Origin of the sequence: Candidatus Nitrospira nitrosa (genome assembly GCF_001458735.1) — a bacterium.
GTDB classification, from domain to species: Bacteria; Nitrospirota; Nitrospiria; order Nitrospirales; family Nitrospiraceae; genus Nitrospira_D; species Nitrospira_D nitrosa.
In genome coordinates, this window is the sequence record NZ_CZQA01000001.1 from 491,605 (window position 1) to 516,865 (window position 25,261).

27 protein-coding genes are annotated in these 25,261 nt (G+C 54.1%); 12 read left to right on the plus strand and 15 right to left on the minus strand.

The features are described from left to right. Genes COMA1_RS02335 through COMA1_RS02345 form a run of 3 tightly spaced genes read right to left on the minus strand, consistent with a single transcriptional unit; the run spans position 1 to position 4,697 of the window. Positions 1-1,875 (minus strand): response regulator, encoded by a 1,875-nt coding sequence (locus COMA1_RS02335; protein WP_090743209.1) that lies wholly within the window; start codon positions 1,873-1,875, stop codon positions 1-3. A 39-nt stretch (positions 1,876-1,914) separates the two neighbouring features. Continuing rightward, a complete protein-coding gene (locus COMA1_RS02340; protein ID WP_090743211.1) occupies positions 1,915-2,790 on the minus strand; it encodes a response regulator transcription factor in 876 nt (291 codons plus the stop codon). Next, the gene (locus tag COMA1_RS02345) at positions 2,787-4,697 is read right to left on the minus strand and encodes a sensor histidine kinase (protein WP_176697789.1); all 1,911 of its coding nucleotides are present in this window, start codon (positions 4,695-4,697) and stop codon (positions 2,787-2,789) included. Before COMA1_RS02345 ends, COMA1_RS02340 begins: the two co-directional genes overlap by 4 nt. Before the next feature lie 569 nt (positions 4,698-5,266). Here COMA1_RS02345 and lpxC point away from each other — a divergent pair. Next, the gene (gene lpxC, locus COMA1_RS02350; RefSeq protein ID WP_176697790.1) at positions 5,267-6,196 is read left to right on the plus strand and encodes a UDP-3-O-acyl-N-acetylglucosamine deacetylase; all 930 of its coding nucleotides are present in this window, start codon (positions 5,267-5,269) and stop codon (positions 6,194-6,196) included. A gap of 224 nt (positions 6,197-6,420) precedes the next feature. Here lpxC and COMA1_RS02355 read toward each other — a convergent pair whose 3' ends face one another. Then, a complete protein-coding gene (locus COMA1_RS02355; protein ID WP_090743219.1) occupies positions 6,421-6,936 on the minus strand; it encodes a winged helix-turn-helix domain-containing protein in 516 nt (171 codons plus the stop codon). A gap of 186 nt (positions 6,937-7,122) precedes the next feature. Between COMA1_RS02355 and COMA1_RS02360 the strand changes: the two genes are divergently transcribed. From COMA1_RS02360 to COMA1_RS02370, 3 genes are all read left to right on the plus strand, one after another. Then, positions 7,123-7,953 carry an inositol monophosphatase family protein gene (locus COMA1_RS02360; protein WP_090743222.1) on the plus strand — a complete coding sequence of 277 codons (831 nt, stop codon included), beginning with the start codon at positions 7,123-7,125 and terminating at the stop codon, positions 7,951-7,953. A gap of 95 nt (positions 7,954-8,048) precedes the next feature. Continuing rightward, the gene (locus COMA1_RS02365) at positions 8,049-8,330 is read left to right on the plus strand and encodes a hypothetical protein (RefSeq protein WP_090743225.1); all 282 of its coding nucleotides are present in this window, start codon (positions 8,049-8,051) and stop codon (positions 8,328-8,330) included. A gap of 53 nt (positions 8,331-8,383) precedes the next feature. Then, complete coding sequence (locus tag COMA1_RS02370; protein ID WP_090743228.1) at positions 8,384-8,716, plus strand: arsenosugar biosynthesis-associated peroxidase-like protein; 333 nt, start codon at positions 8,384-8,386, stop codon at positions 8,714-8,716. A gap of 14 nt (positions 8,717-8,730) precedes the next feature. On the opposite strand, the gene COMA1_RS02375 is transcribed toward COMA1_RS02370, so the two are convergent. The 6 genes from COMA1_RS02375 to COMA1_RS02400 form a co-directional block, all read right to left on the minus strand. Then, positions 8,731-10,581 carry a RiPP maturation radical SAM C-methyltransferase gene (locus COMA1_RS02375; RefSeq protein ID WP_090743231.1) on the minus strand — a complete coding sequence of 617 codons (1,851 nt, stop codon included), beginning with the start codon at positions 10,579-10,581 and terminating at the stop codon, positions 8,731-8,733. Between the two features lie 163 nt (positions 10,582-10,744). Beyond that, complete coding sequence (locus COMA1_RS02380) at positions 10,745-11,095, minus strand: 4a-hydroxytetrahydrobiopterin dehydratase (protein WP_090743234.1); 351 nt, start codon at positions 11,093-11,095, stop codon at positions 10,745-10,747. Positions 11,096-11,181: 86 nt separating this feature from the next. Continuing rightward, entirely contained in the window at positions 11,182-12,180 is a 999-nt protein-coding gene (locus tag COMA1_RS02385; protein WP_090743237.1) for a chromosome partitioning protein ParB, read from the minus strand. A 706-nt stretch (positions 12,181-12,886) separates the two neighbouring features. Beyond that, positions 12,887-13,129 carry a MauE/DoxX family redox-associated membrane protein gene (locus COMA1_RS02390; RefSeq protein ID WP_090743240.1) on the minus strand — a complete coding sequence of 81 codons (243 nt, stop codon included), beginning with the start codon at positions 13,127-13,129 and terminating at the stop codon, positions 12,887-12,889. 129 nt (positions 13,130-13,258) lie between these two features. Further along, complete coding sequence (locus COMA1_RS02395; protein WP_090743242.1) at positions 13,259-14,077, minus strand: polyphosphate kinase 2 family protein; 819 nt, start codon at positions 14,075-14,077, stop codon at positions 13,259-13,261. Positions 14,078-14,168: 91 nt separating this feature from the next. Next, complete coding sequence (locus COMA1_RS02400; protein WP_090743244.1) at positions 14,169-15,098, minus strand: formylglycine-generating enzyme family protein; 930 nt, start codon at positions 15,096-15,098, stop codon at positions 14,169-14,171. 69 nt (positions 15,099-15,167) lie between these two features. Here COMA1_RS02400 and COMA1_RS02405 point away from each other — a divergent pair, with 69 nt between their 5' ends. Together COMA1_RS02405 and COMA1_RS02410 are read left to right on the plus strand one after the other, a co-directional pair. Next, positions 15,168-15,689 carry a hypothetical protein gene (locus COMA1_RS02405; protein WP_090743247.1) on the plus strand — a complete coding sequence of 174 codons (522 nt, stop codon included), beginning with the start codon at positions 15,168-15,170 and terminating at the stop codon, positions 15,687-15,689. Between the two features lie 9 nt (positions 15,690-15,698). Further along, positions 15,699-16,547: a mechanosensitive ion channel gene (locus COMA1_RS02410; RefSeq protein WP_090743250.1), complete on the plus strand. Its 849-nt coding sequence runs from the start codon at positions 15,699-15,701 to the stop codon at positions 16,545-16,547. A gap of 268 nt (positions 16,548-16,815) precedes the next feature. On the opposite strand, the gene COMA1_RS02415 is transcribed toward COMA1_RS02410, so the two are convergent. Continuing rightward, positions 16,816-17,898, minus strand: a complete 1,083-nt coding sequence (locus tag COMA1_RS02415) for a cytochrome-c peroxidase (protein ID WP_245630815.1) — start codon at positions 17,896-17,898, stop codon at positions 16,816-16,818. A gap of 381 nt (positions 17,899-18,279) precedes the next feature. Here COMA1_RS02415 and COMA1_RS21320 point away from each other — a divergent pair, with 381 nt between their 5' ends. The 3 genes from COMA1_RS21320 to xth are packed head-to-tail and all read left to right on the plus strand — an operon-like array spanning position 18,280 to position 19,667. Further along, positions 18,280-18,618 (plus strand): LysR family transcriptional regulator, encoded by a 339-nt coding sequence (locus COMA1_RS21320; protein ID WP_218055291.1) that lies wholly within the window; start codon positions 18,280-18,282, stop codon positions 18,616-18,618. Then, a complete protein-coding gene (locus COMA1_RS21925; RefSeq protein WP_342672681.1) occupies positions 18,513-18,863 on the plus strand; it encodes a type 2 periplasmic-binding domain-containing protein in 351 nt (116 codons plus the stop codon). The genes COMA1_RS21320 and COMA1_RS21925 overlap by 106 nt, the downstream gene beginning before the upstream one ends. A gap of 30 nt (positions 18,864-18,893) precedes the next feature. Further along, positions 18,894-19,667, plus strand: a complete 774-nt coding sequence (gene xth / locus COMA1_RS02425; protein WP_090743253.1) for an exodeoxyribonuclease III — start codon at positions 18,894-18,896, stop codon at positions 19,665-19,667. A gap of 76 nt (positions 19,668-19,743) precedes the next feature. Here xth and COMA1_RS20935 read toward each other — a convergent pair whose 3' ends face one another. Continuing rightward, a complete protein-coding gene (locus COMA1_RS20935) occupies positions 19,744-19,899 on the minus strand; it encodes a hypothetical protein (RefSeq protein ID WP_176697791.1) in 156 nt (51 codons plus the stop codon). A 309-nt stretch (positions 19,900-20,208) separates the two neighbouring features. On the opposite strand from COMA1_RS20935, the gene COMA1_RS02430 reads away from it, so the two are divergent. Further along, positions 20,209-21,507, plus strand: a complete 1,299-nt coding sequence (locus tag COMA1_RS02430; RefSeq protein ID WP_090743257.1) for a BaiN/RdsA family NAD(P)/FAD-dependent oxidoreductase — start codon at positions 20,209-20,211, stop codon at positions 21,505-21,507. A 41-nt stretch (positions 21,508-21,548) separates the two neighbouring features. Here COMA1_RS02430 and COMA1_RS02435 read toward each other — a convergent pair whose 3' ends face one another. Further along, positions 21,549-22,373, minus strand: a complete 825-nt coding sequence (locus COMA1_RS02435) for a hypothetical protein (RefSeq protein ID WP_090743260.1) — start codon at positions 22,371-22,373, stop codon at positions 21,549-21,551. A gap of 139 nt (positions 22,374-22,512) precedes the next feature. On the opposite strand from COMA1_RS02435, the gene COMA1_RS02440 reads away from it, so the two are divergent. Further along, complete coding sequence (locus COMA1_RS02440) at positions 22,513-22,731, plus strand: hypothetical protein (protein ID WP_090743263.1); 219 nt, start codon at positions 22,513-22,515, stop codon at positions 22,729-22,731. 62 nt (positions 22,732-22,793) lie between these two features. Here the strand turns inward: COMA1_RS02440 and COMA1_RS02445 are convergent, their stop codons facing one another. Together COMA1_RS02445 and COMA1_RS02450 are read right to left on the minus strand one after the other, a co-directional pair. Continuing rightward, positions 22,794-23,084, minus strand: a complete 291-nt coding sequence (locus COMA1_RS02445; protein ID WP_090743266.1) for a hypothetical protein — start codon at positions 23,082-23,084, stop codon at positions 22,794-22,796. Between the two features lie 288 nt (positions 23,085-23,372). Further along, positions 23,373-24,272 carry an integrase core domain-containing protein gene (locus tag COMA1_RS02450; RefSeq protein ID WP_090742504.1) on the minus strand — a complete coding sequence of 300 codons (900 nt, stop codon included), beginning with the start codon at positions 24,270-24,272 and terminating at the stop codon, positions 23,373-23,375. A gap of 255 nt (positions 24,273-24,527) precedes the next feature. On the opposite strand from COMA1_RS02450, the gene COMA1_RS02455 reads away from it, so the two are divergent. Continuing rightward, positions 24,528-25,178 (plus strand): PilZ domain-containing protein, encoded by a 651-nt coding sequence (locus tag COMA1_RS02455; protein WP_141654188.1) that lies wholly within the window; start codon positions 24,528-24,530, stop codon positions 25,176-25,178. Positions 25,179-25,261: the final 83 nt, after the last annotated feature.

Here is a 25,261-nt window from a genome sequence, read left to right on the forward strand (position 1 = left end):
TTAGGCAGCCCGTGACTCACTGGTTGGTAACCACTGTTGCAGCACATTGCGAATCTCTTTTATGCCTGCCGGCTTCGAGAGGAAGCCGTCCATGCCGCCAGCAAAGCAGGCATCTTGATGGCTGCTGAGCGCGTACCCTGATAGGGCGATGATCGGGACTCGTTGACCATCTGCTCGTCTCACTCCCCGTCGGCGAATTTCTGCGGTGGCGGCGAGTCCATCCATCTCCGGCATTTCACAGTCCATAAGAATGAGGTCGTACCTGAACCGTTCCAGCGCATCAATAGCCCCTCTACCCGTACTGACCACGTCGACTGATTCGCCGCAGAGCTCCAGCAGGCCACGGAACACCTCCTGATTCGTCGAATTGTCCTCGGCCAAGAGGATACGCGCATGCGACCGTGGCTTTGAGAATGTGCGAGCGGACCCCTTGTTGATGAATACGTCAAGATTCGTGCACGAATCCACACGCTTACTCTCTCCCCCCATGCCTTCACTCATTCTCTGTTTCTCAAGACAGACGGTAAACCAAAACGTGGAACCCCTTCCCGGGGTACTGGTTAAGCCAATGTCTCCCCCCATTAATGCGACAAGCCGTTTGACGATCGCGAGCCCCAACCCTGTTCCCCCATATCGCCTTGTCATCGACCCATCCGCCTGGGCAAAGGGATCGAAGATCTTCTGCTGCGCATCGAGGGGGATACCGATCCCGGTATCGCACACCGTGACTTTGAATAAGGCGTTGTCATGGCTATCCTGAATCCGCGCAATGTGAATTAAGACGCCACCTTGTTCCGTAAACTTCACGGCGTTCCCCACCAAATTGGTCAGAATCTGCCGGAATCGTGCGGCATCCCCTCGCCACATGGCGGACAACTTGGGGTCGATCTGACATTCTAAACTGAGCTTTTTTTTCTGGGCCGGCGCGAAGAACCCATCAATGACAGCTTGCACGGTCGCCACCAGGTCGAACCCTGCGATATGGAGATCCATCTGGCCGGCTTCGATCTTCGATAAATCGAGAATATCGTTGACGATCTGAACCAGCTGCTTGCCTGAATTATCGATGGTTTCAACAAAATAACGCTGCTGGTCGGTCAAGGAGGTCGAGAGAAGCAGCTCATTCATACCGAGCATGCCGTTCATGGGCGTCCGAATCTCGTGGCTCATACGAGCCAAGAACTGCGACTTCGCCTGGTTGGCATCATCGGCCTCCGCCTTGGCCTCTTTCAGCGCCTCCACCGCTCGCTCTAACTCCTCGTTACGCCGTTTGAGCTCTGCAGTCCGCTCGGCTACCTGCTGCTCAAGAAGTTGGTTCGTGACCCGGAGTTCCCGGTTGCGGGCATTGACCTGTGCAACGAGGTCTTCAATCTGTAACCGGACATCACGCCCCAACTCCCACTTGCGTGTCAGTGCGGCGGCAATCTGCTGAACCTCGATCGCATCGAAGGGTTTGCGCAGGATCAGCAACCGATCGCTCATACCCAACCGTGCCGCAATTTCGGCCCACGAATGGTCCGAATAGGCTGTGCAGATTACGACCTGAATGCGACCATCAACCTCCCACAGTCGCTGAATCGTTTCCAGGCCGTCCCAGCCCGGAGGCATCCGCATATCGACGAATGCCACGGCATAGGGGCGCCCCTCCTCCCTTGCCATCTGGACCAATGCGAGAGCAGCCTGCCCCTGAACCGCGTAATCCAACTCGAAGCAATCCAGCGCTTCCACAAGCGGCGCCCCACCAAACAAATCCGTACGCGCTCGATTCAGATCTTTGTCTTCCGGTTGAGATTGAAGGATCCGCCGAAAATCTTCATGGATCGACTGATTATCGTCGACGATCAAGACTCGAGGATTCTTGCTGTGGTTATCCATCTGAATGAATACCGGCTCCCCGTCGGGAACGTCCTACCATCAAGACTGATCGCGGACTTCGGTCTCTTGTCTTCGACTGGTCAAGAATTCATGCATATCTTTGATCAAGGAGAGCAGGTCCTGTGCGCAGTGCTCAAGAGTCGACGCATGCTGACGCTGGACTGGATTCAGCGGGCTATCGAGCAAGAGAGTCACTTTCGCGATCAACTCATTCATCGGTGTGAGGATTTCGTGGCTCATGATTGCGAGAAACTCTTCCTTCTGGCGAAGCATCACCCCAACTGGTTCCTGTGAATCGTCAGTACGGGATCCGGTTATTCGGCTGGCAATTTGCTCCTGAAGCTGTTGATTCACGGCGCGTACGTCAGTCGTCCGTTGCCTGACATTCTGGGCCAGCCCCTCAATCTGTAGCTTCACCGCACGAGCCAGGTTCCATTTCTTGGTCAAGGCGTTGGCCATCTGAACGACCTCGATGCTGTTGAATGGTTTCATCAGAATGAGCAACTTGTCGGTATCGCCAATGCGGCGACTGACGTCTTCCCATGGATGGTCGGAATAGGCCGAACAGACGACGATTTGGATTTCAGGATCGACATACCACAGATGCTCGATGGTCTCGAGCCCATCCCAGCCCGGGGGCATACGCATATCCACAAAGGCCGCCGCATAGGGCACCCCACTCTGACGAGCCGTCTGAGCAAGCCCGAATCCCTCGCGACCTTGGGTTGCAAACTCCAGTTCATACGACACATGCGTGGGAAGGGTCGGGGTCTCTCCAAACAGAGCCGCCCGTGCGTGGTCCAGTGCTCCCGAATCTATCGGTGGAGACAATATTTTCCTGAAGTCCTCGTGAATATTGACATTGTCGTCAATAATGAGAATCCGACGGTTAATGATGTCTCGGTCAATGGTCATGCCGCTGCCTCGACAAGAACCAGCGGCAGGTCCAACGTGAACGTCGCCCCCTGTCCTTCACCGGCACTTTGAGCCTGCAAGGCGCCGCCAAGATTCTTCGCCACAATGGCGGAACTGTGCAGTCCAAGCCCATGACCAGCCTTTCGCGTGGTAAAACCCTGTGCAAACAGCTTGTGGAGGTTTTCCGCCTTGACCCCCCCACCCGTGTCGATCACTTCCAATCGTGCGAAGGCGCTGCCAGCCGGCACGCCAAGCCGCAAGGTGAGACAACGCGTGCTGCCCGAGTGCTCGATCATCGCGTTCTTGGCATTCGTGATGAGATTCACCAATACCTGTAGCACCTGGTGCCGATCCGTCATAATGGCAGGGATGGGGCGATATTCCCGCACCACTTGGATATGATACTTCTCCGGCTCAGGCATCGCCATGATCAACGCCTGTTCCATCATGTCTTCAACCGAGACCGGTTCTCGAATACTCCCCGCACGTGCGATGTCTTGCTGCGACATGATCACTTGCTTGATGTGATCGACCTTCTTCACCAGCGAGTCGAGTTCCTGTTGGATGGTCTGATGGCTTCCACTGAGAGATTCGGCGACCAACCCCAGATAAGAAGGAATCTGCTTCCCCTTTGGATCAGCCGTCAAAAATGACTGCAGATTATCCTGATGCTCGCTGAACAGTGCCGCAATGCGGCAGACATCGCCCACCATCGGCTTCTTGAGCGTCTTGAGCAAGGTATCCGTCGAGACGTTAATACTGTTGAGCACATTACCGACATTATGAAGAACACTCGACGCCACATCCGCCATACCTGCTTGGCGTGAGGCATTCATGAGCTGCTGATACAACTTCTCCTTTTCGGCTTCGGCTTTTTTTCGGTGATCCATCTCGATGTGCAAATTCGTATTCGTCACCTCGAGTTCCTGGTTCTTTTGGAGAATTTGAACGCGGGAGACCTCCAATTCATTGTTTGCTTCCTTGAGTTGTGAATTTGCCCGATCCAGCTCCGTGACATCGTGAAACGAAACGAGCGCACCTCGCACCGTCGATCCATCATCCATGATCGGGACTGTCGTCACGATAAACTTTTTTGACTCTCCCTCTTCGCCTGGCAAGAAGAGTGAAATATTGTCTTGCGGCTGCTTGTCCATAATCGCCCTGGTCCAGGGATACACCGTCAAGGCCCCAGTTGAATTCGACGACTTCCAGGCAATGGCCCCAAGGTCGGTGCCGATCAGAGCGGTCACGGACTTCCCCACCGCTCGACTGAAGGTTTCATTCGTCAATACGATGAGGTCCCGTGTGTCGATCATCACCACACCCTGCGTAAGTGCATCGAGCGCGGCTTTGACTCGTGTCGGAACTATGCCGGATGGGTCTAATTGTCGAAGAGTGCGTTTCATGAAGACAAGATAGCCGATAAATCCCATCACGCCGACGAAGGTGAGGAACCGCACCCATGGATCGTTCAAAAACCGCTCCGTCTCCGACATGTCGGCTTTACGGAATGCGACTTGGAGCACTCCCCACGACTCATCCCCGGCAAAGATTGGGACTTGGAGAAATTCCAGTGATGATGCGCCACCGGATGGCTGCACCCAGATGCGAGTATGGTCCCCAATCTGAGCAAGAACCTCTCCGCTTTGAAGGACCAACGCCAACGAACGGATCTCAGGATTCCGCTGAGCAAACCGCGCCATCGATAGTTTGATGGTCGCAATCTGCTGATGCTCCGCCAACGCAGAGTATTGAACTGCCAAGGCCTCGGCCACATCGCGACGATATTCAAAGTCTTGGCGATCGTGGTTAGGCACTAGACCAACCAAGGCGTCACCCGCCAGCATGACGCTGAGCGTCAGACTCGTGAGACCAAAGCTGATCCAGACCAAGGGACTCACATTCATGATAGACATACCCTTATATGAGCGTTTCCGCTTCTTACTCGGTTTCTAGCCTGAAGAAGTTAAGCCCCGTCCCTATCTGCGGAATGGCTGTTGCCTCGGTCTCTCGATGACCGGATCTCCTCTAGATCTCCCATCTGTCTTTGAGTTTCGGTGGTGCTAGAACCAATTAGCTTGGCATGAACCACGAACGCTTCGATGAGGCAACACCAACGTCGATCTCGCGATAGGCGTAGCCACGCGAGCTACTCGTGGGATTATCGGGACATGAAAGCGGCCTCTGTTCCCCTCCAGAACCCCTTCAGCTCAAGCAATACGCGCCTTGGCCGCTTGATCCCTTGGCAAAGTCTTGATAACCCTTTGTTCATCATGACAAAATTACTTTTTATCTACACTTCACGGATTGCGAAATACACAGTTGTGCCTTTTTTGATACAGAGTGACATTTTATTGATTTAATATTTTACATTTAAAATCATGCTGTTATATTAAATAAACCATGGCACTTTAATTGCTTGTGTCTTTTTGGGAGAATGGTGCCTTCGGAACGAAGCTCTAACGAGGGAGGACTTGTGCGGAATCAACAAACCTTAGCATCAACGGTCACCTGTTCCGGCGTCGGGCTACACTCAGGACAATCCGCGTCCATCACGCTGCGCCCCGCTCCTCCAAACACCGGCATCGTTTTCGTTAACCGTAGTTCAGACGTTGATGCGTATCTACCTGTCTCCATTGAGCATAAAATCCCAACCGAACTATGCACCGCTATCAAGGGAAATGGGTTTCAGGTCCAAACCATTGAGCATTTACTGGCGGCTCTGTCGGGCATGGATATCGATAACGCCTTTATTGAAGTGACGGCCACCGAAGTGCCGGTCATGGATGGAAGCGCTGCACCCTTTGTCAGACTCATTCAGTCTGCCGGCATAGTGCCCCAGGAGCGAAAACGGTCGTTTCTCAAAATCATGGCGCCGATTGAAATCACAGATGGATCAAAGCGGGTGCGGATCGAGCCATCTCCTACCCCCCGGATTACCTATTCGATTCACTATGATCACCCGCTGATCAAGACACAGACGTATGACTACGATTGCTCAGTCGGTACATTTGAGAATGAGATTGCAGAAGCCCGCACATTCGGCTTTCTCCAAGAAGTTCAAGCCTTGTGGGCTCGTGGGCTCGGAAAGGGGGGGACACTCGACAATACGGTCGTCCTCTCCGGCGACGGTATCGTGAATCAATCCGGCCTTCGATTTGACGATGAATTTGTTCGTCACAAGATCCTGGATCTGATCGGTGATTTTTCGCTCTTAGGGATGCCCTTCATCGGACATATCGTCGCAGATCGTTCAGGGCATGCGCTCCACACCCGGCTTGTCCAGCAAATCCTGTCCCAGCCAGACAAGTGGGTGCTCCTGAACGTTGAGACTTCAGAAGTGGCAGTGCATGCAAGTCCCTACAGCACCCCACGTCAACCAGCCGTGGCTCTTCAGGCTTCGTAGCTCATAGGCACTTTTCTTACTGTCTAGTGAGTTGCGGTCTTTCGGTAGGACGTACGACACAATTCAGAACATCGTAGGATGGTACGCCGGGGGTGAGGAACCTCACCCCCGGCGTATCGCATCACATTGGGGTTACTTCTTCTTCTTCTTCGCTGCTGCCTTCTTCGTTGCCAAGAGTCTCACCCCCCTTCGCATTATCAAGTTTGGCCCATGAACAGCAATTACTAGACGGCTTGAATCAACATATCGTCTAACGCTTCGAACGTATTGGGACCCACTTTTCTGAATCGCTTGTCGCGCTTGAGCGAGGTGGCAATCGACGTTAGCGGAGTTTTCCCTTTGATCTGCAACCCGCCTTCGATCAACCGCTGAACAAGCTCCTTTGCATGCATGGCTCGATTGGACTCCCGGAGTATTTCATAGGCGGCCTGGGGCACGCTCTTCCCTACATATTTACTCCGTCCAAGAAGAATTTCTCGAGACTGATCAGTCACATCCATAAGGGGAACCGGTCGGATTCCCTTTGAATCGTCCGTGGTAATGATTTGATTAGAAAGACTGGCAAGCTTGGCCTTGTCGGCCTCGACACGATAGAGCGTTTCAGCAAGTTCGAGATACTTCTTGATGGTGGCAATCTCGTCATCGAGCCGGCGACGTTTCTTTTCGAGCTCCTGATACCGACTCTTATAGGCATTGATCCGCTGCTCCAGACCAACGAGAATGTCTGTTAACTCCTCCACAAGCTCCTCACATAAAGCATGCTTGCTTTATATCATTGCTTAGAAACCTTGTCAAGTTTCATTATTTGAATAATACATTGCCTATTCAGTTCTATCGCTTGCAAGCAAGTAATCCTTTGATAGTCGGTGATCATAAGGCTTGCCTTGACAAGAGTAGCAGGATTTTTGTTGGCCGCAAGTCCGGTCATGTTACAATCGGGCGTGCCAAGTCCTCACGAATCACCCTCACATGATGTCCTGCTCCAAGCGGCAGTCGACGCCAGTCAAGCAGCAGGGGTTCTGTTGCTGCACTATGCCGCAACCGGCTTTCAGATCGAATACAAGAATCCCATCAATCTGGTCACCGATGCCGACCGAGCCGCCGAACAGTGCGTGATTGATCATCTAAAGGCTCGCTTTCCCGATCATCATTTTCTGGCCGAAGAGCGGGGTCGTGACAATGGCGGATCCTCCCCCTATCGATGGATTATTGATCCGCTTGATGGGACCACGAATTTTGCGCATGGTTATCCCACTTATTGCGTCTCCATTGGCCTCGAATACGAGAAGCGGTGTATCATCGGGGTCGTCTTCGATCCATCCCGGAATGAATTGTTCACAGCCATCGAACATCGTGGGGCGCAGGTAAATGGTCGGCCCATCCATGCGTCCGACACAAAGACGCTCGATAGCAGCCTTTTAGTCACCGGATTTGCGTACGACATCCGAGAAACTACACGGAACAACCTCGATCACTTTGCAAAATTTGCCCTGAAAGCTCAGGGGATCAGACGAACGGGATCGGCGGCTTTGGACCTGTGCTACGTGGCGGCAGGGCGGTTTGACGGATTCTGGGAGGTACGACTCAGCCCATGGGATATGGCTGCCGGTTCAGTCATCGCTCGTGAAGCTGGTGGGCGCTTGACCGATTTCAGCGGAAAAGACCTCTCCATCTATGGACAAGAACTCGTGGCGAGCAATGGACAGATCCACGAGGCGATGCTCGCCGTTTTGAATCACGCATCCCCCCAGCCATAACACGACAAGGAATCCGCACCGCTGTCGGCCGCGCGAATATACAATCCGATAGAGGATGCGGTATGCTGTCGGACGATTGACCAACAAAGGACCTCATGGCACGCTCCATTCCTCCGTCCGAACAGCCGAATACGCCAGCTTCCAGTGACAACCCAGGCAACCAGGCCTGGGAAGTGGAGTTACTCCGCGTACTCGTCAGCCGTAAAGGCACACAGGTTGAAGCCCAATGGGCCATCCATCCTCAGCTGAAGCAAGACCTACTGCCCGCTGAATGGCAAGAAGTGATGGATCTTATGGCCAAGGCGACCGACATCGTCGGTGAACGATTCTCCAAAGCCCTCGCCGATGTCGACCCCATTCGTCCTGGCAATGCCTGACCGTTCCGCCGCTTGTTTTTTCTCTTCACATCCGATCGACAGAGGAGGTCCCCATGGACTCGTATTACCATTCGCATGATTTAGGGAAGTTTGCTGAAATTGGGAAAGGCAATACTGCCTTGTGGGAAAAGTTCAAGAGCTACTACGATGCTGTATTTACTGAAGGCGCACTGACCGAACGAGAGAAGGCACTCATTGCCCTGGCCGTCGCCCACACCGTGCAATGTCCCTACTGCATTGATGCCTACACGCAAGCATCACTGGAGAAAGGATCCAATGTCGAAGAGATGACCGAGGCCGTCCACGTCGCCTGCGCCATCCGCGGCGGTGCCTCACTGGTCCATGGCGTACAGATGCGCAACGTGGCAGAGAAGTTGTCGATGTAGGAGCACGCTTTAGATCAGAGATACGGATTTTCCGGAATCGCCAGTGTGAAGTATTTGCCGCGCTCTTCGTACAGGATTCGCTGAGTCGTGAGATCATCAAGAATTGGCTTGAGGATCGTATCACTGCCATGGGTTCTGTCCGCTACCGCTATTCGGATCTGCTCCATGCTTTTGCCCGCCTCATTGCAGATCTCGATCACCAACGCCGCTAGCCCTTCATATCGTCGACGAGTCGGCTGTTTCGGATTACGCCCATCGTAGATCGTGACGTAGCTCGGCGCTTTGGAATAATACAGAAAGGGTTTGTCTCCGGACCGATGCATCCGCTGCCAGTTTTCAATCGCCGCAACCAGCTCTTGATCCAGATCTGGATCGACCGGCCAGTTGTCGAGTTCATACTCAAAGTCGTATGCGATCTTTTTCAAATCCACCTGTCGCGCGTCATACACATACTCGTAGGCCATCCCGGACCCAGTAATCCGGATACCATACTCATGTGGCCTGGTGAAATACGGACTGAAGCGTTGGAGCCAGAATTTCCCGGTCGCTTCTGGTGGCTGCAAATGGAGCAGTGACGGGATCAGGTCGAGCTGCCGCTGGTAATCATCATTGGTCTCGCCTGGGAATCCCAGTAAGATATTCCAAGACACCATCACATGATAGTACTGGCTCCACTTGAGACAGACGATGTTCTGCAGCGGCGTGACGCCCTTGTCCATCGCCTGCAGCTGATTGCGACTCAGACTCTCCAGACCAGGCTGCATGCACTTCACCCCGCCGGCTGCCAAGGTCTTGATCTGGCGCTTCTGCAGATTGCTTTTCGTTTCAATGAAGACATCCAGGTCGCAATGGTCGGCAGCCAGCTTGCCAAAGAGGTCGTCGATGTAGCCCATATCGATAATGTTATCGACCAGCCGAAACCGGACAGCGTCGTAGCGTTGTGAGAGGTCGGCGATCTCTCGCAGCACTTGGTCCGGCGCCTTCGCCCGAAACTTCATACTCTGTGCGTTGAGCCCACAGAACGTGCAGTGATGCTTCTCACCCCACCAACAACCGCGTGAGCCTTCATACAAGAGCACACGATCCAACCCCTGCGCCGTTTGGCCAAGCTCTGCAAGCAGCTGATAGTAGTCGTCATAATCAGGCGGCCCGGTCTTCGCAAAATCTGAAAAGAGCGAGGGGTTGGGCGTGAACATGATCTTCTCGCCTTGGCGGTACGCCACGCCATTCGGATAGTCCTCGGTCTTGCCGGCGAGAACCTGCCGAACCAACGCAAGAAAGCTCTCTTCACCTTCACCGACGACGACATGATCGAGAAAGGGGAACGCTCGGAAGTACTCATGACCCATCTCGCCATCGTAGTTCGCTCCACCGAAAACGATCGTGACATGAGGGTAGAGATCCTTGATCAACTTGGCCATGGTGAGGCTTGCGACATTTTGGTCAAAGGTCGAGGTAAAGCCGACCAGCTTGTATTGGCCCCAATCAATCGACCGTAGCGCCCAGGTTAAAAACTGAGGAGCAATACGCGTAGCGATTTCTTCGAAATAGCCAACCGGCTTACCACACTCTTTCGCCGCCTGCTCAAAAACCGGCTTAAAGACCTGTGGGTACTCTGCCCGCTTCGGGTTGTCTTTGAACAGAAGAGAGGAGAACAGCCACTCACCGAAGAGCGCCCGCTTCTCACAAATGGATTCATGCAACTCCACGCCGATCAGGTGGGCAAACCGGACGTTTAAGTGGTGACAGTCGACGGGAATTCCGTTGGACTTGAGCAACGCGGAGAGTGTACCGAGTTGAATGGAAGGATACTTGGCATAGCTGAACGGCATATTGACGAGCGCGATTTTGGTTTGGTCGCTCATCCCATGCCTTGTACGATTACGCCGCTCAAATCTTGTCAAAAAACCGTTCGCCCTGAGCCTGTCGAAGGGCGTGTGAATTCAAGACACTCCGCTCCTGGTTCGATAAGCCTGTCCTGAGTTCACCGAACGGGCTCACCACGAACGGGAGTTTTTCCGATCACGCCTAACTTGCGGTAGCTCTAAACGGCTCAAACTCTCGATCGGCTTTTGCCGCCAGATAAAAATCGCTCTCAGTCAAGCCATTGATCTTGTGCGTCCAAATCTCAACCTTCACCTTCCCCCAGGCAAGATAGAGATCGGGGTGGTGCCCTTCGGCCTCAGCGATCGCCCCAACCTTGTTCACAAAGGCTAATGCTTGCGCAAAATCTGGGAAAGTAAATAGCCGTTCTAGATGCCCTTGAGCATTCAATGACCAGCCTCGTCCCAGTTCTTTCAGTAGAGCCTGCGCACGATCATTCGGCACCGGCGGGACACCCCCACGACAGGGGATACATTTATTGTCGGCGAGACTCATAGCGTCCTCCTTACCACACGATCAATGCGGCATTGTAAAGGGGATTTCAGGAGATAAACAAGATTGAGAGACGAAGAGGCAACTAGCTACTCAGTCTCATCCGGTGCCCCGCCTGACTTGGCCAGATCGTCGAGTTTGACCTTGTCAGGATTGAACTTCTGTGCCGCCTGCGTCATCCGGTCAAGGGCCTCATCGAACGACAAGGGCGGAGCCTCTTTGGGACGGAACCGAATGGGATTCACGCGGGCGACGACAAAACTCTTGAGATAGGGACTAGTCAACCCCTTGGCCTTGAGGGCTTCGACTTGCTTGACGATGAGATCATCCAACTCGAGAACCACTTTCGCTCTTTGTTGTCGAACAGGCAGCGAAGCCTGCAGCGGTTCCTCTAGAAATTGATCCACTCGCTTCAGGACGGGATGGTAGGCACCCCCGCTGAATCGAGGTCGCTCTTCATAACAGAGCCCCAGTGTAATCAGCGCTGGCTCCTCGAACTCCAGGGCATAAGTCTCTTCGGTAGCCTCATCGAGTTGTGCAAGTTCCTTGTACATTCGAATCACTTCGAGCGCCTTTTCACGAAGATTATGAGCTTTCTCCGTATTCAACGCGAGAATCTGATAGGCAGCAGCCGGTTCCGGCACCACGATGGCGATGATGCTCTTGGCCCCCAGCGTTCGCATGGCGGAGAGGCGATGGTTGCCGTTTGGAGTCCAATATTTCGCCACATGGTCAGGCTTGGCAATTCGCACGGTGATGATGGGATCGAGAAAACGACCGATCTTCCCAATCACCCCTTCCAGCTTTCGGACATGGGTATCGGAAATATTCCGTTGATAGGGCGTCGGCTCCACAAGATCGATCGGCAGTGCCGCGAGGGCCAGCCAGTGGCCACCATAGGGTTCCCGATAGACCGCGAGGGCTTTCCCTCCATCCATTTCGATCTGCCGATGAAGCTCAGCCACAGCTCCGGGTGGTGCCGCAGCCTGTAATTCACCAGCAGCCAAACCCGTGGAGACTCTGACGAGTTTCCGGCGACGCTTGGCCCCGTTGGCCGACTGTGGTTTCTTAAGTTTCTTTTCAGTCATCACACTATGGTAGGACAGCTCCTCGAGAAAAGAAACGCCGACCCGGGGTTATCGTGTGCGTCGATCAGCGGTGTGACTGGTGAGAATTGAAAAAAGTTGCGGGCGACCTTGCACTGAGGTGGGAGGTCGCCCGTCACTTGGCGCTTAGGACGCCGACAGTATCTTGTGTTGTCGCGGCCCACAAGACCCACGCGATAGTTGGGATCCTCGGTTTCCAACCTGGGGAGACCTCGTCATTCCCAGGCGATTGTGTACTTCCTGTCGCCGAAGTTTTCTCCGCTCAATGGCTGTTGGCCTTCTTTATGGAAGGACACCTTGTGCCTTGATGGCACGGCCAGCGAAGAAGTCGGTCAACAGAACCGATGAGAAACCCACCCAGGTATCGATGGGCCTGATGGGCCAGGTGGCGTTGTGTCGTCCATATCCACCCTCCTCTCATACTGAAGTCATCGAGAGACCTGGATGGCAGCCGCGCGGTCTACCCGATCTCTCGAACTTCGATTGATAGATGAGCCGCATTTTTTCAATACGCCCATTAGGAAACCTTGTCAAGAGTCGTATGACTCGCTTGAGCACCGACACGTAATGCAGAGCTAAGACCAACCAGCGCGAAGCCTGCGAGTGGAGAATACGCCGTCGCATCCACAGTTTGGAAGATCGAGACCGCGCATGAGCGTGACGATAATCCCCATGGCGTAGAAACCGTTCAACACCATCGCCAGGAGGGCTCCCGTCGGTAATTGCCATCTAACAAGAATCCATGTTGCCAGCTCCACTCGATCCCCGTGATCCCAAACGCCAGCCCCCAGAGAGACCAGTCTGGGAACAGGCGATAGGTGACCAACACGTCGACAAACCCCTGAAGATCAAGTGACTTTCCCAAGGCCGAGGCCAGCAGCACACCACCGATCAGGAACCGACAGCACCAGGTCAGCACAATCCAGTTCATGACACAGTCCTCACAAACACGAAGGAGGAGCGCAGCACCCCTGCCACACTCCTCCTTACGTCGCACCTTTCCCAATGACCGAGCGTCTATCACGGCACGTGACCCGTCACCCGCTGCCTCGGCCGCCCGCTACACAATCCTGAGTTTCGTGAAATCCACACCGTCCGGCGCTGGAGGTGTCTTAAGTTTCATGTCCTCCAATACATTCACGATGCGTTCCGCGACCACAAGATTGCGGTACCATTTCCGATTAGCCGGCACGATATACCAGGGAGCGCAGTCGGTACTGGTCGCTGAAATGACATCTTCAAACGCCTTGAGATAATCCTCCCACAACTTCCGTTCCTCCAGATCTCCTGAATTCCACTTCCAGCGCTTCTCGGGATCAGCAATGCGGGCTTCTAACCGTTCCTTTTGCTCGTCTTTTGAGATATGCAGAAACAACTTGAGAATAGCCGTTCCGCTTTCAGTCAGTAGCTCTTCGAATTCCTTGATTTGGTCGAAGCGCCGCTTGACCACTTTGTCAGAAACCCAACCATGCACTCGTGTAATCAAAACGTCTTCGTAATGGGAACGATTAAAGATTCCGATGTAGCCCTTGGGAGGAACCTCCCTGTGCACGCGCCAGAGAAAATCATGCGCCAATTCATCCTTGGACGGAGCCTTGAACGCCACCACCTTGCAGCCCTGCGGATTGACACCGGACATCACACTTTTGATCGTCCCATCCTTTCCGCTCGTATCCATCCCCTGCAGCACAATGAGGAGGGATCGAGTGGCGTTGGCATACAACCGTTCTTGTAGTCCATCGAGCCTGGCGATGAGCTTGGCCGTTTCGGCTTTCGCCTTGGCTTTCCCCTGATCGTTCTTTTTATAGTCTCCGGTGTCATCGGGATCGTAGCCCCTCAATGACAGTTTGCAACCTGCTTTTACACCATATCGCTTCAAAGGCCCCTCCTTTGTGGTGGTGATCACAAAGCCTTAGCCTGAGCGTCGAATACGATACGCTGATACCAAGCAAGGCCGTGCAAGGCTTGGTCTACTTGGGAACATCCTGCGCGCAACGGAAACCGACGTTCGGATCCTGTTCAGTCGGATTGCCTTTGGTGCGAAATGATGAGCGAAGCCGATAAGGGGTGTTAATGTACGACCCGCCCCGCTGGACTTTTGCCGTCCCTTCGCTGGGACCTCGAGGATTGGTGGCAGGATTATTGAGAAAGCTGGAATAAAAATCTTCCTCGTACCAGTCCATCACCCATTCGTAGAGATTACCGGCCAGGTCCTGGACCCCGTATGGGCTCTGCCCCATGTGGTGATCTCCGATAACAGATACCGTCTCGGCGCCACCTTCCTTGAGCCCATAGACAGCATGGACCGGAGTCGGTGGATCGTTTCCCCATGGATACAGCCGCTCATCAGTCCCTCGCGCAGCCTTTTCCCACTCCGCTTCGGTGGGAAGCCGTTTCCCGACCCAGAGGCAGTACCCCATAGCATCCATCCAGCTCACCCAGCGCACCGGACGATCCGCATGAACCACCGGAGTCTCTTTATCAGAAAATCCCCATGGCGGCTCACTCTGGATCGCCTCGACATATTTGGCGAATCGTGCATTCGTGACTTCAAACTTATCGATATAGAACGTATTCAAATACACCCGATGCACAGGGGCTTCATCTTCATCCCCCCTCTCGCTTCCCATGATAAATTCTCCGGCGGGCACCAACATCATCGGTGCGCCATCTTTTCCATGGAGTTCAGGGAAGGAGACAGCGGGTCTGGTTGTGGAAGGCTTCCCCTTGTCTCCAGGTTTGGGTTCACCATTGGTCCCAGTGAGGTCCTGTGGTTTCCCTTGGACGAGAAGCATGTCGGGTTTCACTGCCCGGCCATCAGCCACCGTCGCGAACCCATCGGGCAGAAAGAAAGAACCCCAACCAGCCAGAAACACGGTAAGAATTCGTAGTGCGCCCATTCCTCCCCCCTTGCGGAGTAAGGTACCCAAAAGTCACCTAGAAATCCAGTCGCCCAGTGATCTGTAGCCATGGGACTGATCCCACCACAGAAGATTCCAAGAGAGTTGCACTTGGCCATCGTCCAGTGTAGCGTAGGCTCCAGCATGCCTGGTTCGATATTTTCCGCCCACAACAGCTGTTCCCATCTCCTCCTGTGGTCCCTGCTCATCACACTCGTGATGAGCCTCTCTGGATGTGGTGGCCCCTGGCGCGACGCCTATCTCAAGAAAGGGGTTGGCCGACTGACGCAGGAAGACATCCGTGAACGACTGGGTCCCCCACATACTGCAAAAACGCCTGCGCTCGGCGGAGACAGCCTCTGGACCTACCGCTTCCCACTCAGCGAACAGGACCTGACGTCGTGGAGGTCCTCCATGCTCGGTGATGCCTCCAATTCACTCACGAGTATGATGGGCAAAGGGACGGAAACCACCAAGCCGACACTCTATTGTTACCGCTATGCGTTGACCTTCTCAGAAGATAAGACTCTCAAGACCTGGAGCCGAGAAGAATGTGTTCCTGGTACCCGCGAGACACTGACTGCCAAATAGAGGATACCCGTGCCCCAGAACGAATGGTTCTCCATCGACAGTGTGGTGGCGCTCGACAGCTTGAAATCGCTGGTTCTGCTGCTGACCTTGGTCGTCGCCCGAACGCTCATTGTGCGGTGGATCTCTGGGAACCCGACACTTTCGATGGAATCGAAACGTCGATGGGTGGTCACGACGAGAAACACCGTCGTCTTCGCCTTCCTCATTGGCCTGGTCATAATCTGGGCGCATGAACTGCAAGCGTTTGCGGTGTCACTGGTCGCGTTGGCAGCCGCAATGGTTCTGGCGACCAAAGAGCTGCTTCTCTGTTGGAGCGGCGCGGCACTTCGGATGGGGGGCAAGGTCTATGCTGTCGGCGATCGAATTCAGATCGCAGGCTATCGCGGAGTCGTGCTGGACCACGATATGTTCGCCACAAAGCTTTTGGAGATCGGCCCAGGGCAGTCCGCCCACCTCTACACCGGACGCGTAACCGTGTTCCCCAACAGCTTGCTCTTCACGAATCCCTTGATCAAAGAAAATCCCGAACAGGAGTATGGGCTGTATACAGTGGTCGTACCAATCAAGAATGATGACGAGTGGCAGCGATCGGAGCGCGTACTCCTGGAAGCGGCAAAAATCGAATGTGCGTCGTTCATGGAAGAAGCTGTACGGCAAATGAAGCTCTTAGAACAGGCACATCTGCTCGAAGCCCCTTCCCCGGAACCCCGCATCACTATTCAACTGCCGGAGTCCGGGAAGATCCATCTGGTGCTCCGATTTCCGGCCCCGGATCGAGGTCGCTCCCGCATCGAGCAAGCCATCCTCCGTCGTTATCTTCTCCGCATGAACGATCGCGGATCCATGCCTTTGGCCTAACAGGCTACGGAAAAACCAAATTCGACATCTGTAGCCGTCGCAGAGATCGAGGTATTCACCGACTGTGAGCAGCCATGCAGAGTGCGCAAAAAGGCCGTCAAGCAAGGCCGCAGCGAGCTCAGAGGTGAATATCGTACTCTGCGCCGTACGGTGAGCCTCTGAGCGAGGCGAGAACGCCGCTGGCAGTCTTTTCCCGCATCCTGCTAAAAGAAAAGGGCCATCTTGCGATGGCCCTCCCCTCCGCTTCATCTATCGTGAACGGTTCGCGTTATTTTGGATACGACTTCGGCGGGGCAACATGCTGCCATCCCTCGCCGTTGAGCGACTTGAGCATGGCCACCAAATCCTGTTGCTCATCCTCCGTCATTTCCAAAGGGATAATGGTATTGTCCTGATGTGGATTCTTCACACCGCCCTGGTTATAGAATTTCACGACCTCTTCCAAGGTTTTAAACCGCCCGTCATGCATATAGGGAGCGGTTCGCGAGATCTCGCGTAAGGTGGGAGTCTTAAAGGCCCCGATATCCTCAGGATTCTTCGTCTCCATGTATCGGCCCAGATCGACCTTATTGTCGTCCCAGCCAATTCCCAAATTGTGGAACTTCTCGTCCGTAAAGTTGAATCCGGAATGGCAACGCGTACAACGGGCTTTCCCGCGGAACAGTTCAAGCCCCCGCTTCGCAGCATCGCTCAAGGCATTTTGATCTCCGCCAATGTCGTACTTGTCCACCGCGCTGTTCCCAGACAACACCGTCCGCTGAAAGCTGGCCACCGCTCGCCCAACATCCTGAATCGTAATCTCCCCGCCGAAGACTTCTTGAAAGAGCTTGCGATAGCCAGGCATCTTCTTCATCTTGGCAACCATTTCGTCATGATTGGCAAACCCATGCTCGATGGGGTTCGCAAATGGCCCGATGGACTGATCTTCCAACGTTGCCGCTCGACCATCCCAGAACTGTGCCTTGCTGTACACCCGATTGAATGACACCGGCGCACTTCGCCCGCCCTTCTGGCCCTTGATTCCGGTCGACACCGGCATGCCGTCCGCGAAGCCCTTCTTCGCCATATGACAACTGGCGCACGCGATCGTGTTGTCCTTTGACATGCGCTTATCGAAGAAGATCGCCCGTCCTAATTCAATCTTTTCCTTCGTGAGCGGATTATCAGCCGGCACATACGTATTTGGATCCTCTAACCCTGCGATCGTCGGCAGGGTTACCGGTTCTCCCGCAAACGCCCTGTGCCCCTGTCCATCTTCACCAATCACAGGGACAAGCGGCATGGCCATCACCAGTCCAAATGCCAATGCCCCTGCCCATAGTCCTCTCCCTGCTATCGCCCTCCGTACCATTACATCCTCCTCTCTGCACACGTTGATGTGTGTGTTGATGCCCATCCCTGGCTCACTCACTCATCGCGCTTATTGCAGTTCACCCTTCACGACGGTCATCGAGACCGCCGTGAGTGCTTAACCGAATTGCGGCTGGGGCTTGTCATACCATGACTTGTCCTATCGACTCAATCGGTTGATCGCGAACAGAACTTTCTCTCCGTATCCATCCCTCCTCACAGCTATTGATAATCCCATATGTACAGCATGGCCTACGAACCAGAAAATTCAGAAATCCATCCACATGCGTGAGTGCACGATACCTGGCCCGCCGTACTTAGTCTAAGTGATAATGTATTGTGAGGACATAAGTCCTATTCATGAACTGAGACCTGGGAACAGATGACACTTGCTGAGCTGCAATATGTTGGGGCCGGCGTGCGAGTCTTCGTCACACAGCCAACCCTAAGTCTCGCGATCAAAAAACTGGAACACGACTTAGGCACAACCATTTTTGAGCGTCGACAGAACAAGGTGGAGCTGACGCCGCTTGGCGAACAAATCGTCCATCAGACTCAACGAGTATTAGGGAAGGTCTGTTGCCGTATGCCGATCATTGTTTTCGGCAACAGATCCTGGAGGCATGTCCTGAACTCGGTCGGTCAGACGCAGAAGGTCGGCAAGGGAACTCCCTCGAAACCATCCGACAGATGGTCGTCTCTGGGTTTGGGATCACCGTGATGCCCTACAGCGCCCTCACATCACAAGTACCAACACAAACGACTGATTGGGATCAAGCTGGCGCAACCCGTACCTGGCCGACGGACCGGTCTCGCCTGGCGTCGAGGTTACACTCGCCCACAAGTTGCCGAAGTTCTACGGGAAGCCGTCAGGGCCTTAAAGATCCCCGGCCTCAGCATGGTGGCCGGATCACCACCTTCAACCGGCGCTTTGTTCTGCTTGTTGCCCCGGAGTGCATTTGTTAGGATGCGGCAAGTCGACTGGAGCACCTTCCGATGAAAATCGCCACGTTCAATGCAAATTCCTTACGCAAACGCCTGCCGATCGTGCTTGCCTGGCTTGAACAGCACAAGCCGGACGTCCTTTGTATCCAAGAAACCAAAGTTCAAGATAGTGAGTTCCCGTTACTGGCATTAGCACCCAGTGGATATACCATTACCTTTCGCGGCATGAAGTCCTACAACGGCGTCGCAATTCTCAGCCGTCGTAAGCCAGAGGCGGTCTTTTACGGATTCGATGATGGCGGGGAGCCGGACGACTCCCGTTTACTGAGAGTCATCATTGATGGGATTCCCATTGTGAACACCTACGTCCCGCAAGGATTTGAAATTGATTCCCCCAAATACACCTATAAGCTAGGTTGGTATGAGCGCCTACGGAACTACTTTACCAAACATCTTTCACCACAGGCCCCGGCCATCTGGTGTGGCGATATGAATGTGGCTCCTCGACCCATGGACGTCCACAGCCCGGAAAAACATCTCAATCATGTGTGCTATCACGAGGCAGCCCGCACGGCGTATGAGCAGACCGTCGCTTGGGGATTCGAGGATGTTTTTGTGAAACTCTACCCGACTCGTCAACAATACACATTTTGGGACTACCGTGCGCCCAGCTCACTGGCAGCCAACAAGGGCTGGCGCATCGATCATATGATGGCAACAGCACCATTGGCGGAGAAATGCGTGAAGGCGGATGTGGATGTCGAGCCGCGACGAGCGAAAGAACCTTCCGACCATACATTTTTGTGGGCAGAGTTTTCGATCTGACCACGCACGCGACACCCACTCCATCCGAACTCTCCATCCCCCCTGTTACGCGGCAAGACGGAATGGAGAGTCCCCTCTACGCGGCCTTTGCTCGCAGGTGGTTGTTGCGATTCACCTCGATCAATGGGTCAATGATCAAGCCGCAATTCAGACAACGAAGAATGACGGTACTGGAAGACACCGCTGGTTGGCGCTCTTGAATCATCAAGCCTTTGCATTTTTGACAGGTCATGGAGTTCCTCCTCCTGATAATGATGACCGGTCTCTTCTAACACCTAAACATTAACGTCGTGTTAACGGTCAGTTAAAACTATCTAATGTACTTTTCGGTCTCTTTCGCTGAAACGGAAGTTCCTTCTCTGTTTTCAAAATCTTGCACAGAATCATGAGCGGTTTATCCACAGATATCTTGAGAAGACTTGTCATGCTTCCTCACCCAGCTCACCCTGAATGTCCTGACGGAATACAACACGCGCCCCCCTTGCAGAAGCGATATAAATGGGCCTACACCAATACCTAGCTATGAAACAGCAATGACAAAATGACAGATCGCCCTACCACTATCGTCATTGTAGGTGCAGGCGCCGCTGGCTTGACCGGCGCGATCGCTGCAGCACAAACTCTCACACGAGCACAAATCGACGGAGACGTCCTCCTACTGGATGGCGCGAGACACATTGGAGCGAAGATTCTCGTCTCGGGCGGGGGACGGTGTAACGTGACTCACGACGTCGTGACACCAAAGGATTTCTTCGGGAATCGCAACATCATCCGGAATGTGCTGGCAGCTTTTCCGGTTGAGCGAACGATCGCCTGGTTCACTTCCCTAGGCGTTGAGTTGAAGCATGAACCGACGGGTAAACTCTTCCCCATGACTGACAAGGCACGCACCGTGCTTCAGGCATTGATCGATAGCGCTCGACGCGCCGGCGTGACGATCTGTCCTGGTCACCGCGTAGCTGCCATTTCTCAGACCGACAGAGGGTTTCTCATACAACACAACCATGGCACCACACATGCTTCCCACGTCATGCTTGCCACCGGCGGGCAATCGTTACCAAGAAGTGGGAGTGACGGATTCGGATTTCAGTTGGCGCGCAAGCTTGGGCATCAGATCACTCCGACCGCACCAGCCTTAGTTCCACTGGTACTTGACCGCTCCATGTTTCAGGCTACCCTCTCAGGCCTCTCCCATGATGTGGAACTCACGACACTGGTCGATAAGCGAGAAGTGGACCGTCGCACGGGAAGTCTCCTCTGGACCCATGTCGGAATTAGTGGTCCCGTGGTCCTAGACGCCAGCCGCTTCTGGACCTTGGCAACGAAACGAGGCGCCGTCGTCGAAATGTACGGCAACTTTGTTCCCGGACAGTCGGCTGATGCACTTCGATCATGGTTCGTTGCCCAAGCGGCTCAGCATCCCAGACGCTCATTGGTTCGAACACTATCATCGCTGGTCCCGGATCGCTTTGCCGAATCCCTCTGTCGCCATCAGGCATGTGAGTCGCAAACGACGGTGGCCCAGGTCCCACGCCCCCATCGAGATCGGGTATTGAATGCACTCACTCACTTTCACTTTCCGATTATCGGTGATCGTGGATGGAACGTGGCAGAAGTTACCGCCGGAGGGGTTCCACTTGAGGAAATTAACTACCGAACAATGGAGTCGAAACTGGTCCCAGGGCTTTACCTTCTCGGGGAAATGCTCGATTGTGACGGCAGAATCGGTGGGTTCAATTTTCAATGGGCCTGGACAACCGGGTGGCTGGCTGGAGAATCCGTGGTAAGGAGCCTTCTCAAGGACACGCCTCTACCTCATCCAGCTTCATCACTTGCATGACATCTCTACTTTTGTGAGCCCTCAATACTTCGAGACCACAATCACCACGTGCCCGCTTCCGCCTCCGAACACACCTTAGCTCTCGGGAGAGGGTGATACGAAATCTCTCCGTCCCCCCGGGGAGATTCATTCGAAGGCAACATCGTGACTTGAAGCGTTTCGTCGGAGAAGCCGTCATTGCGGCTCCGCAAGACCCCTTCCCGATTCAACATTTTGACCGCATTCGTGCGTGAAACAATCGGTGGATACTCTCTGAATTGCTCTGCGGCGACGTAGGGGACCTGGATGGTGACAGGACGACGTTTAGCATAAATAAAGTCCCGTAGATTGTCATCAATGGGAGTCTTGAGGGTCACAACCACGGAGCTCTCCGCCGACAAGGTTGCAATTGAGATCACATACAAGGGCTTCACATCGGGAGGTGCTTCCTTGTTACCCGAAACCATCACGGTGGGAGCAGCCGTCAACTGCGTCGTCTGATTGATGGCCGGAGACCGCACGCCGACACGGAGGCTCGTCAGGTCACGATTGGACACATTTTCAAGAAGAAGCTTGATGAGCACCCAGCCCTGTGGATCAAGCGCCTTCGCCCGTCCATTCGGAATGGACTGCTCCTCCCGTCGGATGCTGCAGTCTGAAACGAGATTACGTCGTTCAAAGAAATACAGTGTATTCATACCCTGCGGCTGAACCCCCCGTTCATAGGTGTAGAACGATACCCCAACATGGATCATCGTCGGCCTAAACCAGGCTACGACCGTCGGAAGCACAAAGGGGACAAAGGCAGCAATGAGGCCGAGGATGGCGACCTTGCTGAGAACACTTTGCCGCCAGAACCACGCCCAACCCTTTTTTAAACTATCCATGCAAAGCCCATTTGATTGCTTCAGCCTGACCCATCGTAAAGATACGCTCTTGGAGGAGTTCCCGACAAGGGCAGGACTTCGCCTTGACCGTCGACAGTCCCATTTGCCATGCTAGTGGTTCGTACGCCTGGGGAAGCAAATGCCGGATGGAATTCAGGAAGGTATCGTCGAGACTAATCGCCGCTTCACGTTGCGCTGGAAGGTGATGCTGGCCTTGAGTGTCGTCTTCATCGCACTCGGCATGTGCGTCGACTGGTCGCCATCTCAGGATGCCAGTCTGCCGGACACGTCCTCTTTCTTGGTCATCCTAGGGGTACTTCTCGGCTGTGCAGGACTTCTGACTGCAACTCGGCGGTGATGGATGCACACGTAGGAGAACGAGCGTGGCCCGATCTATCAGCCCTGTTCACATGAGCCCCGTTATCGATTTCCTCCCTGAAGTTGAACTGCACTGACGCCATAGGGACTGAAGAAGGCTAACACCTTGTCACCCACCTTGAACTGAGCCCCGAGTTGAGTCTGCTGAGTAAGATTGAGGATGTGAAGCTGCCCTTTGTCGTCCCGAATCACCATGGTTCCGGGAATCCCTGTTGTCAGGGAAATCACCTCCCCTTCGACCGGGGGAAGAGAAAAAACGGAACCAGGCCAACTACCCATCATCACAGCCATGAGCACCAAACTGCCCACTACTCGGAATACTAGCGTCTCCATGGCGACAGCTCCTTTCGACTCGTGTGCTTGCGATTCGTCATCACGCGAAGATCATGACCATTGATAGGTTCACTTACCGCTGGATATGGCTCTCATTCTACCAAGATACAGAGCTTCCTCTAGGCCCATCTCGCCTATTCGGAGAAGACAGATCAATTTATCGGCTTGCTGCACAGCGTATCGGCCGGAGCCCATCTCAGAGAGCCATTCCTGATCTATACGTCTCTCTTTCCCTCTCTCCGTCAATTCGGATAGCGAATAAGGCGTCTTTCATTACATGGGACCGCACTATTCTCCGTAAATATCCGACAGTCCGTCAGGTCCTTCACGGCTTGGCGATAACGGCGGTCGCATCGGGGTGAATCCAAGATGCGGCCGATGATAGTGATACCGGTCCAGAAATGCACGCACCTCGCCCTGGAGTGTGGGCAGTTCTTCTACTCGATAGGAGATCCACCCCAAGCATTCCTTGCGCAGGGTTCGATTGAAGCTCTCAATATACGCCTGCTCGTTCTTCTTATAGGGACGGGCGATGCGATGTCGTGTACAATACTGGAGCACCTGTTGGGCAAACACGCCTTTGAACTCTGAGCCCCCATCGGTCTGGATGATCTGCACAGGCCCGGTAAAGCGGCGAGTCATGGCTGTGCGCAAAAACATGGCCCCATCCTCGCTTGTTAGTCCGGTCCGCAGAACGACATCCGCTTCCTTCGTATAGATGTCCACCCCGGTAAAGGCGAAGACCTCGCCAAAAACCACGGTATCCATCTGAATGACCGCGCGGGGAGCCGTGGCAATCGGCACAACGCCGCGTGGCTGATTGGTCCGGCCCCGAGGCCGTAAGACGTATCGTTCAGCCAAGATTTCATAGATCTTGGGAACAGAGAGATGGATATGCTGTTCATGAGCCAGAAAGTACTGAATCTTCTGCCCACAGCAGTCGTATTCACGGGCGCGAATCGCCCAGACAAGGCGTTTGACCGCTCCCGGGACCTGTCGTGCCGGACGTGGCCCCGTCTTGGCCGCAGCATAGCGATCCAGAAAGACAGAGAGTCCTTCGATTCGAACCGCCTTCAGCCAGAGTCCTATGGTTTCTCGATGGCGCTCAAGTTGGCCCGCGATCGCGGAAACGGAGAGCCCTTGAGTCGCCAGTTCCGCTGCAAGAATGATCCGAGTTCTTGTGTCCATGTCCAGAGTCTACTCTGGACTGTCGGATATTTACGGCAACAATGCGGGGACTTGCCATCGATCACCGAAACAGTGCACTATCCACTCTCTTGTGCTTCAAAATTCGGTGAAGCAGAGGGCCTTGTAGAGGAGAGCTGTTTGCTCAAATCCACATCCCCCCTCTTTTGAGGTAAATATTTCGAGGAAGGTGCTCAGCTACTCTCCCAGCTACCATTGTATTACCAATCCGATGGACATAGATGATAGGGAGCGTCCATGAGCCATAGAACAGATCCCATGCGGCGACATAGTCGGTTTCCCGTGAGCTGGCCGGTGCTATATGGAAATGGTGCCTTTCTCGCAGAAGGAACGGTCCTTGATCTGACTACTCGCGGTTGGCGAGTCACAGGATCAATGCCCGTCGTAGCGGGCATGCAACTGACTTTAAAGGTGTCAGTCCCAGACAGGTCCACCCCATTGTGCATTCATCGTGCAATTGTGCTGTGGGTAAAGGAACATGAGTTTGCTGTTGAAGCGAATGAGATCGCTCCGGATGATCAAGCGTGGGTTGCCGAGTTCCTTCGACACAAACTCGGACTCATGTGGATGTCGCAAACCACCGACCAAGAGCCTTCACGACAGATCGGAATGACACAGTCCCGCGGTGAAGACCTTTCACCACAGCCTTCCCTTCCATCCCTGGAAGACATCCTCCGCCGCGTCGCTGCTGCAGATCTCGCTTCGACCATGATGACGGCGAAAACCCATCGGAATAGCAATTCAGACCGCTCCGAGGTTGAGATCACTGGGCCCATCGATGACGTGCCTGAGAAAATCTGGGGTGAAGCGCGCTCCATTGTTCGGCGCATGCTCGCAATCAAGGCTACTCGAGGCCGAACCGGTTGCAATCCGGTTCCGGATAATTAGCCCTTCCCGCGCTAAAGCCTGGGTCCCCTGACAACGCCCTCCCAGGGGAAAAATCAGAACATTTTTAGGAGCTGACCATTTCT

Coding starts and splice junctions, on each gene's coding strand:
- COMA1_RS02335 (WP_090743209.1), bottom strand. CDS start 1,875: ATGGATAACCACAGCAAGAATCCTCGAGTCTTGATCGTCGACGATAAT.
- COMA1_RS02340 (WP_090743211.1), bottom strand. CDS start 2,790: ATGACCATTGACCGAGACATCATTAACCGTCGGATTCTCATTATTGAC.
- COMA1_RS02345 (WP_176697789.1), bottom strand. CDS start 4,697: ATGAATGTGAGTCCCTTGGTCTGGATCAGCTTTGGTCTCACGAGTCTG.
- COMA1_RS02360 (WP_090743222.1), top strand. CDS start 7,123: ATGTTACAATCGGGCGTGCCAAGTCCTCACGAATCACCCTCACATGAT.
- COMA1_RS02365 (WP_090743225.1), top strand. CDS start 8,049: ATGGCACGCTCCATTCCTCCGTCCGAACAGCCGAATACGCCAGCTTCC.
- COMA1_RS02370 (WP_090743228.1), top strand. CDS start 8,384: ATGGACTCGTATTACCATTCGCATGATTTAGGGAAGTTTGCTGAAATT.
- COMA1_RS02375 (WP_090743231.1), bottom strand. CDS start 10,581: ATGAGCGACCAAACCAAAATCGCGCTCGTCAATATGCCGTTCAGCTAT.
- COMA1_RS02380 (WP_090743234.1), bottom strand. CDS start 11,095: ATGAGTCTCGCCGACAATAAATGTATCCCCTGTCGTGGGGGTGTCCCG.
- COMA1_RS02385 (WP_090743237.1), bottom strand. CDS start 12,180: ATGACTGAAAAGAAACTTAAGAAACCACAGTCGGCCAACGGGGCCAAG.
- COMA1_RS02390 (WP_090743240.1), bottom strand. CDS start 13,129: ATGAACTGGATTGTGCTGACCTGGTGCTGTCGGTTCCTGATCGGTGGT.
- COMA1_RS02400 (WP_090743244.1), bottom strand. CDS start 15,098: ATGGGCGCACTACGAATTCTTACCGTGTTTCTGGCTGGTTGGGGTTCT.
- COMA1_RS02405 (WP_090743247.1), top strand. CDS start 15,168: ATGGGACTGATCCCACCACAGAAGATTCCAAGAGAGTTGCACTTGGCC.
- COMA1_RS02415 (WP_245630815.1), bottom strand. CDS start 17,898: ATGGTACGGAGGGCGATAGCAGGGAGAGGACTATGGGCAGGGGCATTG.
- COMA1_RS21320 (WP_218055291.1), top strand. CDS start 18,280: ATGACACTTGCTGAGCTGCAATATGTTGGGGCCGGCGTGCGAGTCTTC.
- xth (WP_090743253.1), top strand. CDS start 18,894: ATGAAAATCGCCACGTTCAATGCAAATTCCTTACGCAAACGCCTGCCG.
- COMA1_RS20935 (WP_176697791.1), bottom strand. CDS start 19,899: ATGACCTGTCAAAAATGCAAAGGCTTGATGATTCAAGAGCGCCAACCA.
- COMA1_RS02430 (WP_090743257.1), top strand. CDS start 20,209: ATGACAGATCGCCCTACCACTATCGTCATTGTAGGTGCAGGCGCCGCT.
- COMA1_RS02435 (WP_090743260.1), bottom strand. CDS start 22,373: ATGGATAGTTTAAAAAAGGGTTGGGCGTGGTTCTGGCGGCAAAGTGTT.
- COMA1_RS02440 (WP_090743263.1), top strand. CDS start 22,513: ATGCCGGATGGAATTCAGGAAGGTATCGTCGAGACTAATCGCCGCTTC.
- COMA1_RS02445 (WP_090743266.1), bottom strand. CDS start 23,084: ATGGAGACGCTAGTATTCCGAGTAGTGGGCAGTTTGGTGCTCATGGCT.
- COMA1_RS02450 (WP_090742504.1), bottom strand. CDS start 24,272: ATGGACACAAGAACTCGGATCATTCTTGCAGCGGAACTGGCGACTCAA.
- COMA1_RS02455 (WP_141654188.1), top strand. CDS start 24,528: ATGAGCCATAGAACAGATCCCATGCGGCGACATAGTCGGTTTCCCGTG.